Consider the following 16123-nt stretch of genomic DNA (forward strand, 5'->3'; position numbering starts at 1 on the left):
CGGGGTGGCGGGCCCGACGGGACGGGCGGTAGGTTCCGGGGTATGGCAGGCAGGACGCACTCCGTGACCAATCAGCCCCCGCCCCTGACCGGGTACGACGTCTACTCGGCCGACCGGGCACTGGTCGAGGCGGTCGAACGGCATGTCGACCCGGCGGTACTCGACGAGGCACGCGACGAACTCGCGGCGCTGGGCCGGTCCGCCGGGTCGACCCAGCTGCAGGAATGGGGGGTGCAGGCCGACACGAACCCGCCGCGGCTGCGCACCCACGACCGCTACGGCAACCGGATCGACGAGGTCGACTTCCACCCGGCCTGGCACCGGCTGCTCGGCAAGGGCGTCTCGGCGGGCCTCACCGGAGCCTGGACGCGGCCGGGCGGGCATGTGCGGCGGGCCGCCGGATTCATGGTGTGGACCCAGGTCGACGCGGGGACCGGCTGCCCGCTGTCGATGACGCACGCGGCCGTCCCGGCCCTGCGCCACGACCCGGCGCTCGCCGCCGAGTGGGAGCCGCGGCTGACGTCCACGCTGTACGACCGGACACTGCGGCCCGCCGACCAGAAGGCGGGGGCACTGTTCGGGATGGGCATGACCGAGAAGCAGGGCGGCAGTGACGTACGGGCCAACACGACGGCCGCGGTGCCGCTCGCCGAGGCCGGCACCTATGCGCTGACCGGGCACAAGTGGTTCTGCTCGGCGCCGATGTCGGACGGGTTCCTGGTCCTGGCGCAGGCTCCCGAGGGCCTGACCTGCTTTCTCGTGCCGCGGGTGCTGCCGGACGGCACCCGCAACGTGTTCCTGCTCCAGCGGCTCAAGGACAAGCTGGGCAACCGGTCGAACGCCTCGTCGGAGGTCGAGTTCGACGGGACCTGGGCGCGCCGGGTCGGTGCGGAGGGGCAGGGGGTGCGCACCATCATCGAGATGGTCGCGGCCACCCGGCTGGACTGTGTGCTGGGTTCGGCGGGGCTGATGCGGCAGGCCGTGGCGCAGGCGGTGCACCACTGCGCCCACCGGGAGGCGTTCGGCGGGCGGCTTCTGGACAAGCCGCTGATGCGCAACGTTCTGGCCGATCTCGCGCTGGAGTCGGAGGCGGCGACCGCGCTGGGGCTGCGTCTGGCGGCCGCCTGTGACGACGGGGGCGAGCAGGAGCGGGCGCTGTTGCGGATCGCGGTGCCGACGGCGAAGTTCTGGGTGACCAAGCGGTGCGCGCCGGTGGCGGTGGAGGCCGCCGAGTGCCTGGGGGGCAACGGTTACGTCGAGGAGTCGGGCCTGCCCCGGCTGGTGCGCGAGTCGCCGCTGAACTCGGTCTGGGAGGGTGCGGGCAACGTCCAGGCGCTGGACGTGCTGCGGGCACTGCGACGGGAGCCGCAGGCGCTGCACGCCTATCTCCAGGAGGTCGGGCGGGCGCGGGGCGCCGATCACCGGCTGGACCGGGCGATCAAGGACCTCCTGACGGAGCTCGCCGATCTGGAGGGTATCGAGGGCCGGGCCCGGCGGCTCGCCGAACGGCTGGCGCTGGTGCTCCAGGGGGCGCTGCTCGTGCAGTACGCGCCGGCCGAGGTCGCGGACCTGTTCTGTGCCTCCCGGCTGGGCGGCGACTGGGGCGCGGCCTTCGGGACCCTGCCGGCCACCCTGGACCTGGCGGCGGTGGTGGAACGCGCGCGGCCGCTGGGCTGACCTGCGGGTTCGGCCTCGTTTGACCGCGGGGGTGGTGCTGCGCCGACACGGCACCACCCCCGCGAGGTTGGCCCTGCGAGGCCAGGAACGCCGCTCGGGACGGCGTGCGTCAAGTTTCGAACAAAGCATTGAGGTGCACCAGGGTTGCAGGGGGTTGCAACTTACGGGCCGGGGTGTCCGGAGTCAGCCCCTCCGGCGCCGTCGGGGGGCATGATGTGACGCACCGCCCGAACCGGCGGAACAGGACCGGAAACCGTCGGCCGCGGGGCTTGACTTCTCCGGTTGTCGTAGGAGTTTCCCGGGGGGCCCAGTGGCGTACTCGCCGAAGAACATGACGCAACTCGCCTCCGTCGACGCACCGCGGGCCGCGCGGATGCTCAGCGACATCCGCGACGCCACCCTCGCCGGCAAGCGCGCGCCGATCGCTCCCCGTCCGGTGATCGAGCAGTCCTGGCGGCGCATGGCGCGCAGCGGGGTCGACCCCGAGCGCGACTTCAGATCGGGTCTGCTCGCCGAGGAGGAGGTGCGGCGGCGGCGTGAGGAGTCCCCGCTGCGGCACGTTCTGCCGGTGCTGCGCGAGGGGCTGCTGCAGTTCGCGGACGTCACCCGGCACATCATGGTGATCGCCGACGCCGAGGGGCGGGTGCTGTGGCGCGAGGGCTGCTCGCCGGTGCTGCGCAAGGCCGACGAACTCGGGTTCGAGATCGGCGCGGACTGGCGCGAGGACGTGGTCGGCACCAACGGGGTCGGCACGCCCGCGGTGGTACGCCGTCCCGTCCAGGTGTTCGCCGGTGAGCACTTCGTCCGCAGTCAGACGAGCTGGACCTGCACGGGGGCGCCGATCTCCGATCCGCGGGACGGCCGGCTGCTCGGGGTGGTGGACCTCAGCGGCCCGCTGGAGACGATGCATCCGGCCACGCTCTCCTGGGTCGACGCGGTGGCCAAGCTCGCCGAGTCCCGGCTGCGCGAGCTGCACCGGAACTCGCTGGAGCAGTTGCGCGCGGTGGCGGCGCCGGTGCTGGCGCGGCTCGGCGACCGGGCGGTGGTGGTGGACCGGGACGGCTGGACCGCGGCCGTGACGGGGATGCCGTACACGAACCGGATCGCCCTGCCCAAGTCGCTGGCGGCGGGCCGCCGGTGGCTGCCGGCGCTCGGGCTGAGCGCGGTGGAGCCGCTGGCCGGCGGCTGGCTGGTGCGGCCGGCCGCGGAGCCGGGGCCGCGGGCGGCCACCCGGATCGTGCTGGATCTGGGACGGCCGCGCGGCTGGTCGGTGACGGTGTCCGGCAGCGCGGGCTCCTGGACCCACGAACTGAGTCCCCGCCATGCCGAGTTGCTCTATCTGCTGGCCGTGCACCGCTCGGGGCGCAGCGCGGCGGGCCTGGCCGCCGACGTGTTCGGCGACCCGGCCCGCACGGTGACCGTACGGGCCGAGATGTCACGGGTGCGGAGGTACTTCGGGGGGTTTCTGGAGCACCGGCCGTATCGTTTCTGTGAGGACGCGGCCGTGGAGGTCCTGCTGCCCGACGACCCCCGTGACCTGCTGCCGCACTCCACCGCGCCGGCGGTGACGAAGGCCCGGGAGTCGGCCGCCCTGGCCTGACACTCCCGGCGGGTGCGCCCCGGCGTGCGGTCGCGCGTCGACCAGCCATACCGCATATGCCGCATCCGCAGGTGTCTTCCGCATATTTGCGAGGTCTTCGTCCCCGGCAGTGTCCGGCTGTCGTAGCATCCCTTGCAAGGGCCACCCCACCTGCTCCTCGTTCAACGTACTGATCGACAGGCGCAGTTGGTCCGCCTCGGGAGGTCTGATGAAGCAACGTGGCAGGCACCGCCGACGCAGGCGAGGGCGGGCGCTGCGCGCGTTCCTGTCCGGAGCGGCCCTCGCGCTCACCGCCGCGGCCACCATGATCAGCGCATCGCAGGCCACGGTCGCCGACGACCCCGGGGCGCTCAAGCCGCTCACCTCGACCGCCGAGACGGCCCGGCTGCGGCTGACGGAGAACCTGGTGCCGGCCGGCGACCTGAGCCGGCTGGCGGGTGGGATGGGACGGCCGGTCGGTGTCACCACCGTCCTCGCCGGGGCAGACCACACCCTGCGCGGCGCGGCCGACTGCACGTCCGACGAGAAGCAGGCGCTGCCCGTCGCACCCGCGGCCACCCGCGCGTACTGCTGGAACGCGGCGGACACCGACGGCTGGCGGCCCGGTGCGGTCACCACCTCGGGGGACGCCGACGACGACGGCCGCTGGGGTGCGCACCGCGTGATCCTCTCCGGCTGGACGGACCCCGGTGGCGCGGTCGGCGAGCGGGGGCTGGCCCGGGTCGCCTTCGTGGACGCCGACGACCTGGACCAGCTCAGCTACACCTGGGTCCTCCTCGCCGTCCCGGTCGACGGCGGCCGGGACTACCGGGGGCTCGCCTCCCATGTCTCCGGCATGGTCTGGTACGAGGACAAACTGCTGGTCACCGCCGACGACGGCGACCGGGCCGCGCTGTACGTCTACGACATGAACCGCGTCCAGCGCGCCACGGTCGAGACGGAGGCGGTCGGCCGGGTGCCGGGCGGCTGGTCGGCGCACGGCTGCCGGTACGTGCTGCCGGCCGTCGGCTCCTACCGGCTCCGCGGCGCCGACGGCACCCCGCGCCCCGGCGCCGTCTCGCTGGACCGCAGCACGGTGCCGGACAGCCTGGTGGCCGGCGAGTGGACCTCCGGCGACGGCGCCGGACAGGCCCGCCTGTGGCGCTACTCCTTCAGCACGGCCCCCGGGCGCTCGGGGCTGCTCGCCACCGACGCCGCGGGCCGCGTATCCGCGACCGAGGCCTACCGGACGAAGATCTCCGAGGTCCGGGGTGTGCTGTCCCTCGGCGCGCACTGGTACCTCAGCCGCGCGGCCGACGACGGCGACGGACCCGGCGGCCTGTGGCGGCAGGACACCGACGGCGCGCGGGCCACCCGGTGCGGATCCGAGGGCGGCCGCACCTGCTGGAGCCCGCGGACGGAGTCGCTGTCCTACTGGCAGGAGACCGGCGAGGTCTGGTCCCAGTCCGCCCGGATGCTGTTCGCACTGCCTCTGACCTCGATCGACAGATCATTGGACTAGATGATTCCCTGTCCGGTATGACGAACATTCCCGTGACCACCTGGTCCCTGGAGCAGACCGCGCCGACCGACGTCCTGCCGGCCTCCGCACCCGAGGGCGACGTGCGGATCGTGCGCGCGGAGGTTCCCTCGCCGGAGTTCAGCCGCTTCCTGTACGCGTCGGTGGGCGGGGACATCCGCTGGATCGACCGGCTCGGCTGGCCGTACGCGCGCTGGCGCGAGCACCTGGACCGGCCGGGTGTGGAGACCTGGGTCGCCTACGACCACGGCACCCCGGCCGGTTACGTGGAGCTGGAGCCGCAGGACGACGGGGTCGTGGAGATCGTCTACTTCGGGCTGATCCCGGCCTTCCGCGGGCGCCGGATCGGCGGCCACCTGCTGGCGTACGGCGCCGCCCGCGCCTGGGACCTCGCCGAGCGCTGGCCGGGGCTGCCGGAGACCAAGCGGGTCTGGCTGCACACGTGCAGCCTCGACGGCGAACACGCCATGGACAACTACCAGCGCCGGGGCTTCAAGCTGTTCGACACCAAGGTCGAGGAGCAGCCCCGGGTGACCTCGCCGGGCCCCTGGCCGGGCGCCTATCCCGTCTGACCTGCGCTGACAAGACAGCGCGCGCACCATGTGATCGACGACACCCTGATTCCACAATGTGGGACCACGGTGTCCACATGACGGACGAAGCTGGACTCTGTCCAGAACGCCGTGACACGCTTCCGTCATGTCTGGAACTGGAATTGCCTTGGTGAGTCGGCGGCACGTCGACCTCGGCCGCATGTCCAGCGCCATCTGTCCGGCGGGCTGACGAGCCGCAGCGCCGCAGTTCCCCCCTTTGGTCTTTCCCTGCGCAGAGCCGCGCACAGAACGTTTCCGTGCGCCCGTACGCACTGGTCAGAGCCGCTTTCCGCCTGTCTTGAAGGACGTAGAACCATGGCCGCCACCCCGCAGAACCCTGCTGCCGCCGCGCCCCGCCGCAAGGTGAGCCGTCACCGCGGCGAGGGTCAGTGGGCCGCGGGGCACTTCACCCCGCTCAACGGCAACGAGCAGTTCAAGAAGGACGACGACGGTCTCAATGTGCGGACACGCATTGAGACGATCTACTCCAAGCGCGGGTTCGACTCGATCGACCCCAACGACCTGCGCGGCCGGATGCGTTGGTGGGGGCTGTACACCCAGCGCAAGCCCGGGATCGACGGCGGCAAGACCGCGGTCCTGGCGCCGGAGGAGCTGGACGACTCGTACTTCATGCTGCGCGTCCGCGTCGACGGCGGGGCGCTGACCACCCGGCAGCTGCGCGTCGTCGGTGAGATCTCGCAGGAGTTCGCGCGCGGCACCGCCGACATCACCGACCGGCAGAACGTCCAGTACCACTGGATCCGGATCGAGGACGTGCCGACGATCTGGGAGCGGCTGGAGGCCGTCGGCCTGTCGACGGTCACCGCCTGCGGCGACACCCCGCGCGTGATGATCGGCTCGCCCGTCGCGGGCATCGCCGAGGACGAGATCATCGACGCCACCCCGGCGCTGGAGGAGATGAAGCGCCGGGTGCTGAACAACCCGGCGTACTCGAACCTCCCCCGCAAGTTCAAGACGGCCATCTCGGGTTCGCCGCTGCTGGACGTGGTGCACGAGATCAACGACGTGGCGTTCGTCGGCGTGCGCCACCCCGAGCACGGCCCCGGCTTCGACGTGTGGGTCGGCGGCGGCCTGTCCACCAACCCCAAGCTCGGTGTGCGGCTCGGCGCGTGGGTGCCGATCGACGAGGTGCCCGACGTCTACGAGGGCGTCATCTCCATCTTCCGCGACTACGGCTACCGCCGGCTGCGCAACCGCGCCCGCCTGAAGTTCCTCGTCGCCGACTGGGGCGCGGAGAAGTTCCGCCAGGTCCTCGAGGACGAGTACCTCGGCGGACGCAAGCTGGTCGACGGACCCGCCCCCGAGCAGCCGGTGCAGCAGTGGCGCGACCACATCGGCGTGCACCGCCAGCGGGACGGCCTGTTCTACGTCGGCTTCGCCCCGCGCGTGGGCCGCGTCGACGGCGCCACCCTGACGAAGATCGCCGATCTCGCGGAGGCGCACGGCTCGGGCCGGGTGCGCACCACCGTCGAGCAGAAGATGATCGTCCTCGACGTGCCCGAGGACCAGGTCGACTCGCTCGTCGAGGGCCTGGAGGCACTGGACCTGACGGCCCGGCCGTCCTCCTTCCGGCGCGGCACGATGGCCTGCACCGGCATCGAGTTCTGCAAGCTCGCCATCGTCGAGACGAAGCAGCGCGGCTCCCAGCTGATCGACGAACTGGAGCGCCGCCTGCCGGAGTTCGACGAGCCGATCACCATCAACCTGAACGGCTGCCCGAACGCCTGCGCCCGTATCCAGGTGGCGGACATCGGTCTCAAGGGCCAGCTGGTCGTCGACGGCAACGGCGAGCAGGTCGAGGGCTACCAGGTGCACCTCGGCGGCGCGCTCGGCCTGGAGGCCGGGTTCGGCCGCAAGGTGCGCGGCCTGAAGGTCACCTCGGAGGAGCTGCCCGACTACATCGAGCGGGTGCTGAAGCGGTTCCAGGACGAGCGCGCGGACGGCGAGCGGTTCGCCGCCTGGGCCGCGCGCGCCTCGGAGGAGGCCCTCTCGTGAGCGAGCGCGCAGCCCCCTTCTACTGCCCCTACTGCGGCGACGAGGACCTGCGTCCGAACGAGGCCGGTCACGGCGCCTGGGAGTGCGCGGCGTGCAACCGCGCGTTCCAGCTGAAGTTCCTCGGACTGCTGAGCCGGGGCCTTCACGACTCCGACGCCGAAGGGGAGAACCGGACATGACGACCACTCGGCAGGAACGTACGGCGGACGACCTCAAGGCCCTCGCCGAGCAGGCGGGCCGCGATCTGGAGGACGCCTCCGCGCTGGAGATCCTCCGGTGGGCGGCGGACACCTTCGGCGAGCGGTTCTGCGTCACCTCCTCCATGGAGGACGCGGTGGTCGCGCACCTCGCGTCCCGGGTCAGGAAGGGCGTCGACGTCGTCTTCCTCGACACCGGCTACCACTTCCCGGAGACCATCGGCACCCGCGACGCGGTCGAGGCCGTGATGGACGTCAACGTCATCACGCTGACCCCGCGTCAGACGGTCGCCGAGCAGGACGCGCAGTACGGGCCGAAACTGCACGACCGCGACCCCGACCTGTGCTGCAAGCTCCGCAAAGTACAGCCCCTGGAAGAGGGCTTGACGGGTTATCAGGCCTGGGCGACCGGTCTGCGTCGCGACGAGTCCCCGACCCGGGCGAACACCCCGGTCGTCGGCTGGGACGAGAAGCGGCAGAAGGTCAAGATCTCCCCCATCGCCCGCTGGACCCAGGACGACGTCGACGCCTACGTCGCCGAACACGGCGTCCTGACCAACCCCTTGCTGATGGACGGCTACGCCTCCGTCGGCTGCGCCCCCTGCACCCGTCGCGTCCTGGAGGGCGAGGACGCGCGCGCCGGCCGCTGGGCCGGACGCGCCAAGACCGAGTGCGGGCTGCACGGCTGACCATGACACAGATTCAGGAGACACACGTGACGACCGGAGCCACCGTCTGGCTCACGGGTCTGCCGAGCGCCGGCAAGACCACCATCGCGTACGAACTGGCCGGCCTGCTGCGGGCGGAGGGCCACCTCGTCGAGGTGCTCGACGGCGACGAGATCCGCGAGTTCATCTCGGCGGGCCTCGGCTTCAGCCGCGAGGACCGGCACACCAACGTGCAGCGCATCGGCTTCCTCGCCGAACTGCTCGCCCGCAACGGCGTCAAGACGCTGGTCCCGGTGATCGCGCCGTACGCGGACAGCCGGGACGCGGTGCGCAAGCGTCACCAGCAGAGCGGGGCCGCGTACCTGGAGGTGCACGTCGCGACCCCGGTCGAGGTGTGCTCGGTCCGCGACGTGAAGGGCCTGTACGCCAAGCAGGCGGCCGGCGAACTCTCCGGGCTCACCGGCGTCGACGACCCGTACGAGGCGCCCGAGTCGCCCGATCTCCGTATCGAGTCCCAGCACCAGACCGTGCAGGAGTCCGCGGCCTCGGTGTACGCCCTGCTCAACGAGAGGGGACTGGCATGACGACCGCTGCCGAGCTCAAGGGGGGCGAGGAGGGCACCGCGGGCCCGTACGCCCTCAGTCACCTGGACGCGCTGGAGTCCGAGGCGGTGCACATCTTCCGCGAGGTGGCGGGCGAGTTCGAACGGCCGGTGATCCTCTTCTCCGGCGGCAAGGACTCCATCGTCATGCTGCACCTGGCGCTGAAGGCGTTCGCCCCCGCCGCGGTGCCGTTCTCCCTGCTGCACGTCGACACCGGGCACAACTTCCCCGAGGTGCTGGAGTACCGCGACCGCGCGGTGGCCCGGCACGGGCTGCGGCTGCACGTGGCCTCGGTGCAGGACTACATCGACCGCGGAGTGCTCAAGGAGCGTCCCGACGGCACCCGCAACCCCCTCCAGACCCTCCCGCTCACCGAGAAGATCCAGAGCGAACGGTTCGACGCGGTCTTCGGCGGCGGCCGCCGCGACGAGGAGAAGGCCCGCGCCAAGGAGCGCGTGTTCTCCCTGCGCGACGAGTTCTCCCAGTGGGACCCCCGCCGCCAGCGCCCCGAGCTGTGGAACCTCTACAACGGCCGCCACGCACCCGGCGAGCACGTCCGCGTCTTCCCGCTGTCCAACTGGACCGAGCTGGACGTGTGGCAGTACATCGCCCGGGAGGGCATCGAGCTGCCGCAGATCTACTTCGCGCACGAGCGCGAGGTGTTCAGCCGCAGCGGGATGTGGCTGACCGCCGGCGAGTGGGGCGGCCCGAAGGACGGCGAGACCGTGGTGAAGCGCCAGGTGCGCTACCGCACCGTGGGTGACATGTCCTGCACCGGCGCGGTCGACTCCGACGCCGTCACCCTGGACCAGGTCATCACCGAGATCGCCGCGTCCCGGCTCACCGAGCGCGGCGCCACCCGCGCCGACGACAAGCTCTCCGAGGCCGCGATGGAAGACCGCAAGCGCGAGGGGTACTTCTAGACATGAGCACCACCACGACCGAGGAGCTCTCGGCCACCACCCTGCTGCGGTTCGCCACCGCCGGCTCCGTCGACGACGGCAAGTCCACCCTCGTCGGCCGGCTCCTGCACGACTCCAAGTCGGTCCTCACCGACCAGCTGGAGGCCGTGGAGCGCGCCTCGGCCGGGCGCGGCCAGGAGGGCCCGGACCTCGCGCTGCTCACCGACGGTCTGCGCGCCGAACGCGAGCAGGGCATCACGATCGACGTGGCCTACCGCTACTTCGCCACCCCCCGGCGCCGCTTCATCCTCGCCGACACCCCCGGCCATGTGCAGTACACCCGCAACATGGTCACCGGCGCCTCCACCGCCGAGCTGACCGTCATCCTCGTCGACGCCCGCAACGGCGTCGTCGAGCAGACCCGTCGGCACGCCGCGATCGCCGCCCTGCTCCGGGTCCCGCACGCGGTCCTCGCGGTGAACAAGATGGACCTCGTCGGCTACGAGGAGTCCGTGTTCGCCGCGATCGCCGAGGAGTTCACGGCGTACGCGACCGAGCTGGGCGTCCCCGAGGTCACCGCGATCCCGATCTCGGCGCTCGCCGGGGACAACGTGGTCGAGCCGTCCGCGAACATGGACTGGTACGGCGGCCCGACGGTGCTGGAGCACCTGGAGTCGGTGCCGGTCAGCCACGACCTGGCGCACTGCCACGCGCGGCTGCCCGTGCAGTACGTGATCCGGCCGCAGACCGCCGAACACCCGGACTTCCGGGGGTACGCGGGCCAGATCGCGGCCGGTTCGTTCCGCGTCGGCGAGGCGGTGACGGTGCTGCCGTCGGGCCGGTCGACCAGGATCTCCGGCATCGACCTGCTCGGCAGGCCGGTGGACGTGGCCTGGACCACGCAGTCGGTGACCCTTCTGCTGGCGGACGACATCGACATCTCGCGCGGCGACCTGATCGTGCCGAGCAAGGACGCGCCGCCCACCACGCAGGACGTCGAGGCGACCGTCTGCCACGTGGCCGACCAGCCGCTGACCGTCGGGCACCGGGTCCTGCTCAAGCACGGCACCCGCACGGTCAAGGCGATCGTGAAGGACATACCGTCCCGGCTGACGCTCGACGACCTGTCCCTGCACCCCCACCCGGGACAGCTGCTCGCCAACGACATCGGCCGGGTGAAGATCCGCACCGCCGAGCCGCTGCCGGTCGACTCCTACGCCGACTCGCGCCGCACCGGCTCGTTCATCCTGATCGACCCGAGCGACGGCACCACGCTCACCGCGGGCATGGTCGGCGAGTCGTTCGCCGCCCCGGACCCGGTCAAGGACGCGTCGGAAGACGACGGTTGGGATTTCTGAGCATGAACGCACCGGATTACTATTCGACGTTCGCGAAGGAGGGCGGCCGTATCGGCAGCGGCGCCCTCGGCAGCGGCGAGGGCGGAGTCGCTCGATGTGCGCGCTGACGTACGCGCACCGCCTGCGCGCCCAGCCCTCCCCTCTTCCGTCCCGGAAAAGACGGAGACCGTCCGCCGACCTCCCGGCCACGACCTGAGTGACGTGACCGCCGGGCCAACGAGAGGAACTCCTCCCGTGCCTGCCAACCCTCCGCCGTCCCGGCTCCGCCCGCGCAGGGGCGCGCCCGCCGCCGCCCTGCGCCGCGGCACGGCCGTCGTCGCCGCTCTGCCCCTGCTGGCGCTCGCCGCGTGCGGCTACGGTTCGCAGGCCGCCGACACACCCGCCGACCAGCAGATCGCCGCGGGAGCCGAGAAGATCGACGGCCTCGACTCCGTGAAGATCGGTTACTTCGGCAACCTCACCCACGGCACGGCGCTGGTGGGGGTGCGGAAGGGCTACTTCCAGAAGGAACTCGGCGCCACGGCGGCCAAGTACCAGGTCTTCAACGCGGGTCCGTCCGAGATCGAGGCGCTGAACTCGGGCTCGATCGACATCGGTTGGATCGGTCCGTCCCCGGCGATCAACGGCTACACCAGGTCCGCGGGCAAGAGCCTGCGCATCATCGGGGGTTCGGCCTCCGGCGGCGTGAAGCTCGTGGTGAACCCTGACAGGATCAAGTCCCTGAAGGACGTCAAGGGCAGGAAGATCGCGACTCCCCAGCTCGGCAACACCCAGGACGTGGCGTTCCTGAACTGGATCTCCGAACAGGGCTGGAAGGTCGACGCGGAGAGCGGCAAGGGCGACGTCTCGGTGGTCCGCACCGACAACAAGATCACCCCGGACGCCTACAGGTCCGGTTCCGTCGACGGCGCGTGGGTGCCGGAGCCGACCGCGTCCAAGCTGGTCGCCGAGGGCGCGAAGGTACTGCTCGACGAGGCCGACCTGTGGCCGGCCAAGAAGTTCGTGATCACGAACGTCATCGTGCGGCAGGAGTTCCTCGAGCAGCACCCGAAGGCCGTCGAGGCGGTGCTGCGGGCCTCCGTCGAGGCCAACAAGTGGATCAACGCCCACCCGGACGAGGCGAGGGCCGCGGCGAACGAGCAGCTCGAGGCCGACTCCGGCAAGGCGCTGCCGGCCGCGGTGGTCGGCCCCGCGTGGAGGTCGATCCGGTTCACCGACGACCCGCTGGCCGCCACCCTCGACACCGAGGCGCGGCACGCGGTCAAGGCCGGTCTGCTGGAGAAGCCCGACCTGTCCGGCATCTACGACCTCACGCTCCTGAACAAGGTTCTCGAGGCCGAGGGCGCCGCCGCCGTCGACGACGCCGGTCTCGGCGCGAAGTAAGCCCCGTACCCGATGAGTTGCCAGGAGGTGACGACCATGGCCACGACCTTCGCCAAGGCCGACGTATCGGTGGAGTACGCGGCACGCATCGAGCACGTCTCGAAATCCTTCGCCGGTCCCGGCGGACAGCAGCTCGTCCTGGACGACATCAGCCTCGATGTCGCGCCCGGCGAGTTCGTCACGCTCCTGGGGGCCTCCGGCTGCGGCAAGTCCACGCTGCTGAACCTGGTGGCCGGACTCGACCGGCCGACCGTCGGCTCCATCGCGACGGACGGCCGGCCCGCCCTGATGTTCCAGGAACACGCCCTCTTCCCGTGGCTGACCGCGGGCAAGAACATCGAACTCGCCCTGAAACTCAGGGGAGTCGCGAAGAACGAGCGCCGCGGCAAGACCGAGGAGCTGCTCGAACTGGTCCGGCTCAAGGGCGCGTACGGCAAGCGGGTGCACGAGCTGTCCGGTGGTATGCGCCAGCGGGTGGCACTGGCCCGCGCGCTGGCGCAGGAGAGCAATCTGCTGTTGATGGACGAGCCGTTCGCCGCCCTCGACGCCATCACCCGGGACGTGCTGCACGACGAACTGACCCGGATCTGGGCGGAGACCGGGCTGTCCGTCCTGTTCGTCACGCACAACGTGCGCGAGGCGGTCCGGCTCGCCCAGCGTGTGGTGCTGCTGTCCTCCCGTCCGGGGCGCGTGGCCCGGGAGTGGACGGTCGACATCCCGCAGCCGCGCCGGATCGAGGACGCCCCCGTGGCGGAACTGTCCCTTGAGATCACCGAAGTACTGCGTGGGGAGATCCGCCGTCATGGCCAGCACTGACACAAGGACGACGACGGAGGAGTCCGGCAGCGTCGAGGCGGGCCTCGACGCGCTGGAGAGCTCGGTCGCCGGCCGGCCGCCACTGCGGCAGACCCTGCGCCAGAAGGTCCTGCCGCCCGTCGTCGCGATAGCGGTGGTCGTGGTGATCTGGCAGGGCCTGATCACCCTGAAGATCGTCGACGACCCGACGAAGCTGCCCTCCCCGGGTGCCGTCTGGGCCGAGGTCCGGGACGCCTGGCTCAAGGGCACCCTGCTCGGCTACGTCTGGACGAGCGTCTCGCGCGGCCTGCTCGGCTTCGCGCTCGCCCTGCTCATCGGCACCCCGCTCGGCCTGCTCGTGGCGCGGGTGAAGTTCGTGCGCGCGGCGATCGGCCCGACCCTGTCCGGCCTCCAGTCGCTGCCCTCGGTCGCCTGGGTGCCGCCCGCCGTGATCTGGCTGGGCCTCCAGCCGTCGATGATGTACGCGGTGATCCTGCTCGGCGCGGTGCCGTCGATCGCCAACGGCCTGGTGTCCGGCGTCGACCAGGTGCCGCCGCTGTTCCTGCGCGCGGGCCGCACGCTGGGGGCGACCGGCTTGCGCGGCACCTGGCACATCGTCATGCCGGCCGCGCTGCCCGGCTACGTGGCGGGCCTGAAGCAGGGGTGGGCGTTCTCCTGGCGGTCGCTGATGGCCGCCGAGATCATCGTGCAGGCGCCCGACCTGGGCGTGGGCCTCGGTCAGCTGCTGGAGGTGGCCCGCACCAACAGCAGCATGGCGCAGGTGTTCCTCGCCATCCTGCTCATCCTGTTCGTCGGTATCGCGATCGACCTGCTGATCTTCAGTCCGCTGGAGCGGTGGGTACTGCGCAGCCGCGGCCTGCTGGTGAAGGGCTGACGCCCGTGCGCAGCGAGCCGGTCCTCCTCGTCATCGCCCACGGCAGCCGCGACCCGCGGCACGCCGCGACGGTGCACGCCCTCGTACGCCGGGTGCGCTCGCTGCGCCCGGACGTACGGGTGGAGACCGGCTTCCTGGACTTCAACGTGCCGTCCGTGCAGGGCGTGCTGGGGTCCCTGGCGGCGGAGGGGGTGCGTGACGTCGTGGCCCTGCCGCTGTTGTTGACGCGTGCGTTCCACGCGAAGGCGGACATCCCCGCGGTGCTCGCCGCCGCGCCGCCGCGGCTGCGGATCCGGCAGGCGGAGGTGCTCGGCCCGTCGCCGCTGCTGCTGCGCGCGCTGGAGCGGCGGCTGTGCGAGGCGGGGCTGACGCCCGCCGACAGGTCCTCGACCGGGGTCGTGCTGGCCTCGGCGGGGTCCACCGACCCGGAGGCGATCGCGGTGATCGCAGACATCGCGCGGGAGTGGCGGCACACCGGTTGGTGCGCCGTGCGGCCCGCGTTCGCCTCCGCCTCCTTGCCCCGCACCGAGGACGCGGTACGGGAACTGCGCGACCTCGGCTGCGAGCGGGTGGCCGTCGCGCCCTACGTCCTGGCGCCCGGCTTCCTGCCGGATCGCATCGCACGGGGCGCGCAGGATGCGGACGTCCTCGCCGAGGTGCTCGGCCCGGCTCCGGAGGTGGCGCGACTGCTGCTGGAGCGCTACGACGCGGCCCGCAGGCCCGCCCTGGCGGCCCTGGGAGCGTGAGCGCCCTCCCGGGGGCCGGGCACCCGGCTCGTCGTGGCACCCGAGGGAGCTGCTCCTCCAGGTGGCCATGGGCACGGCCCGCCCCCAGGCCGGTGGCGCACCTCATACCGGTGGCCGCAGGGATGATTCCTCGCCGGGTGACGGATCGTGACGGCACAGGTCGTCGCCGAGCCGCGTGCGCGCGTACCGGACGCTGCGACCGCTGCGGGTGCGGCCGAGGAGGCCCGCCGCGTGGAGGACGGCCAGGTGCTGGCTGACCGCTCCCGGAGTGACGTCCAGACGGTGGGCCAGTTCGGTGGTCGAGGCGGGCTCTGTCAGCAGGCCCAGCAGACGGGCACGGGGGCGTCCCAGGAGGCGTGCCAGGGCGTCGTCGGCCACCTGGGGCGGGCCCTCACCGAGGGTGGCACGGCCGCGTGCCGGATACATCAGCAGCGGAGGCCGGGTGGGATCGATCGGCGGCTGGGCACCACGGGCGAACATCGTCGGCGTCAGCACCAGGCCGCGCCCGTCGATGCTGACGTCGACCCAGGGGACCGGCAGCATGAAGTCCCTGGTGGACAGCCGCAGATGGCTGCCCGTCCAGACCAGTCGCGCGTCGAGTCCCGAGAGCATCGCGCCGACGCCCCGCTCCGCCAGTACCCGTCCCCGGTGGGCGAGGTCGGCCTCCAGGATGTTCTGTACGCGCGGCCACCAGTCGGCGGCGAGGCAGGTGTGCCAGTAGGCGTCGAGGGCGTCCGCGAGCCGGGTGAGGAGGGCGTCGGGCTCGGCGAGGCCCCGGGCGAGCACCGGCGGGAGTGCCTCCCGGGTCCGGTAGGTGGCCCGGAAGCCGGCGACGACGGCCTCCACCGGGGTGGCGCGCAGCAGGTCCACCTCGTCGGCGAAGGCCGGGCGGGCCCGGATGGGACGCGGGGTGAGGAAGTCCGGTACCCACAGCCAGGGGGCGACGAGCGCGGTGAGCAGTTCGTGGTCGAGCGTCTTCAGACCCGGGCGGATGCGGCGCAGCCACGGCCGGTGGTGGAGGTAGCGTGCCGGGTCGTGCAGACAGCGCAGCGACAACACCGTCTCCTGGAGCGGTGAGTACGCGAAGGACGTGGTCGCGAGGTCGCCGACGGCGAAGCGTAACTCGATCATTGAGCACCACGCTAAATCATTGTCGGCCCCCGCCCCACGGC

General features: G+C 71.9%; 16 protein-coding genes. 15 read left to right on the forward strand and 1 reads right to left on the reverse strand.

Going from position 1 to position 16123, the window contains the following annotated elements; all coding sequences use genetic code 11:
- The first annotated feature begins 42 nt into the window (after positions 1 to 42).
- From ACZ60B_RS29330 to ACZ60B_RS29400, 15 genes are all read left to right on the forward strand, one after another.
- Positions 43 to 1677 (forward strand): acyl-CoA dehydrogenase family protein, encoded by a 1635-nt coding sequence (locus ACZ60B_RS29330; RefSeq protein ID WP_469392122.1) that lies wholly within the window; start codon positions 43 to 45, stop codon positions 1675 to 1677.
- A 331-nt stretch (positions 1678 to 2008) separates the two neighbouring features.
- On the forward strand, positions 2009 to 3277 hold the full coding sequence (locus ACZ60B_RS29335; RefSeq protein ID WP_469392270.1) for a GAF domain-containing protein: 1269 nt from the start codon (positions 2009 to 2011) through the stop codon (positions 3275 to 3277).
- A gap of 208 nt (positions 3278 to 3485) precedes the next feature.
- Complete coding sequence (locus tag ACZ60B_RS29340) at positions 3486 to 4778, forward strand: hypothetical protein (RefSeq protein ID WP_469392124.1); 1293 nt, start codon at positions 3486 to 3488, stop codon at positions 4776 to 4778.
- 17 nt (positions 4779 to 4795) lie between these two features.
- The gene (locus tag ACZ60B_RS29345) at positions 4796 to 5368 is read left to right on the forward strand and encodes a GNAT family N-acetyltransferase (RefSeq protein WP_469392126.1); all 573 of its coding nucleotides are present in this window, start codon (positions 4796 to 4798) and stop codon (positions 5366 to 5368) included.
- A 127-nt stretch (positions 5369 to 5495) separates the two neighbouring features.
- Entirely contained in the window at positions 5496 to 5579 is an 84-nt protein-coding gene (locus ACZ60B_RS29350) for a putative leader peptide (RefSeq protein WP_309500612.1), read from the forward strand.
- Positions 5580 to 5704: 125 nt separating this feature from the next.
- Complete coding sequence (locus ACZ60B_RS29355; RefSeq protein ID WP_469392128.1) at positions 5705 to 7405, forward strand: nitrite/sulfite reductase; 1701 nt, start codon at positions 5705 to 5707, stop codon at positions 7403 to 7405.
- Positions 7402 to 7584: a hypothetical protein gene (locus ACZ60B_RS29360; RefSeq protein ID WP_469392130.1), complete on the forward strand. Its 183-nt coding sequence runs from the start codon at positions 7402 to 7404 to the stop codon at positions 7582 to 7584. Before ACZ60B_RS29355 ends, ACZ60B_RS29360 begins: the two co-directional genes overlap by 4 nt.
- Positions 7581 to 8291 (forward strand): phosphoadenylyl-sulfate reductase, encoded by a 711-nt coding sequence (locus ACZ60B_RS29365; RefSeq protein ID WP_469392132.1) that lies wholly within the window; start codon positions 7581 to 7583, stop codon positions 8289 to 8291. Before ACZ60B_RS29360 ends, ACZ60B_RS29365 begins: the two co-directional genes overlap by 4 nt.
- A 26-nt stretch (positions 8292 to 8317) precedes the next feature.
- On the forward strand, positions 8318 to 8854 hold the full coding sequence (gene cysC, locus ACZ60B_RS29370; RefSeq protein WP_338017710.1) for an adenylyl-sulfate kinase: 537 nt from the start codon (positions 8318 to 8320) through the stop codon (positions 8852 to 8854).
- Entirely contained in the window at positions 8851 to 9795 is a 945-nt protein-coding gene (cysD, locus tag ACZ60B_RS29375; RefSeq protein WP_469392135.1) for a sulfate adenylyltransferase subunit CysD, read from the forward strand. The genes cysC and cysD overlap by 4 nt, the downstream gene beginning before the upstream one ends.
- Positions 9796 to 9797: 2 nt before the next feature.
- Positions 9798 to 11132, forward strand: a complete 1335-nt coding sequence (locus ACZ60B_RS29380) for a sulfate adenylyltransferase subunit 1 (RefSeq protein ID WP_469392137.1) — start codon at positions 9798 to 9800, stop codon at positions 11130 to 11132.
- A 234-nt stretch (positions 11133 to 11366) separates the two neighbouring features.
- A complete protein-coding gene (locus tag ACZ60B_RS29385) occupies positions 11367 to 12515 on the forward strand; it encodes an aliphatic sulfonate ABC transporter substrate-binding protein (RefSeq protein ID WP_469392139.1) in 1149 nt (382 codons plus the stop codon).
- Positions 12516 to 12527: 12 nt separating this feature from the next.
- Complete coding sequence (locus tag ACZ60B_RS29390) at positions 12528 to 13331, forward strand: ABC transporter ATP-binding protein (protein WP_469392141.1); 804 nt, start codon at positions 12528 to 12530, stop codon at positions 13329 to 13331.
- Complete coding sequence (locus ACZ60B_RS29395) at positions 13318 to 14205, forward strand: ABC transporter permease (protein WP_469392143.1); 888 nt, start codon at positions 13318 to 13320, stop codon at positions 14203 to 14205. Before ACZ60B_RS29390 ends, ACZ60B_RS29395 begins: the two co-directional genes overlap by 14 nt.
- Before the next feature lie 5 nt (positions 14206 to 14210).
- Complete coding sequence (locus ACZ60B_RS29400) at positions 14211 to 14951, forward strand: sirohydrochlorin chelatase (protein ID WP_469392145.1); 741 nt, start codon at positions 14211 to 14213, stop codon at positions 14949 to 14951.
- Between the two features lie 102 nt (positions 14952 to 15053).
- Here the strand turns inward: ACZ60B_RS29400 and ACZ60B_RS29405 are convergent, their stop codons facing one another.
- Positions 15054 to 16082: an ArsR/SmtB family transcription factor gene (locus tag ACZ60B_RS29405; RefSeq protein ID WP_469392147.1), complete on the reverse strand. Its 1029-nt coding sequence runs from the start codon at positions 16080 to 16082 to the stop codon at positions 15054 to 15056.
- Positions 16083 to 16123 lie beyond the last annotated feature (41 nt).

Source organism: Streptomyces sp. NPDC104096 (assembly GCF_055584385.1).

Excerpts from the sequence above, each read along its gene's own strand:
- ACZ60B_RS29330 (WP_469392122.1), top strand. The coding sequence starts at position 43 with ATGGCAGGCAGGACGCACTCCGTGACCAATCAGCCCCCGCCCCTGACC.
- ACZ60B_RS29335 (WP_469392270.1), top strand. The coding sequence starts at position 2,009 with ATGACGCAACTCGCCTCCGTCGACGCACCGCGGGCCGCGCGGATGCTC.
- ACZ60B_RS29340 (WP_469392124.1), top strand. The coding sequence starts at position 3,486 with ATGAAGCAACGTGGCAGGCACCGCCGACGCAGGCGAGGGCGGGCGCTG.
- ACZ60B_RS29345 (WP_469392126.1), top strand. The coding sequence starts at position 4,796 with ATGACGAACATTCCCGTGACCACCTGGTCCCTGGAGCAGACCGCGCCG.
- ACZ60B_RS29350 (WP_309500612.1), top strand. The coding sequence starts at position 5,496 with ATGTCTGGAACTGGAATTGCCTTGGTGAGTCGGCGGCACGTCGACCTC.
- ACZ60B_RS29355 (WP_469392128.1), top strand. The coding sequence starts at position 5,705 with ATGGCCGCCACCCCGCAGAACCCTGCTGCCGCCGCGCCCCGCCGCAAG.
- ACZ60B_RS29365 (WP_469392132.1), top strand. The coding sequence starts at position 7,581 with ATGACGACCACTCGGCAGGAACGTACGGCGGACGACCTCAAGGCCCTC.
- cysD (WP_469392135.1), top strand. The coding sequence starts at position 8,851 with ATGACGACCGCTGCCGAGCTCAAGGGGGGCGAGGAGGGCACCGCGGGC.
- ACZ60B_RS29380 (WP_469392137.1), top strand. The coding sequence starts at position 9,798 with ATGAGCACCACCACGACCGAGGAGCTCTCGGCCACCACCCTGCTGCGG.
- ACZ60B_RS29390 (WP_469392141.1), top strand. The coding sequence starts at position 12,528 with ATGAGTTGCCAGGAGGTGACGACCATGGCCACGACCTTCGCCAAGGCC.
- ACZ60B_RS29395 (WP_469392143.1), top strand. The coding sequence starts at position 13,318 with ATGGCCAGCACTGACACAAGGACGACGACGGAGGAGTCCGGCAGCGTC.
- ACZ60B_RS29405 (WP_469392147.1), bottom strand. The coding sequence starts at position 16,082 with ATGATCGAGTTACGCTTCGCCGTCGGCGACCTCGCGACCACGTCCTTC.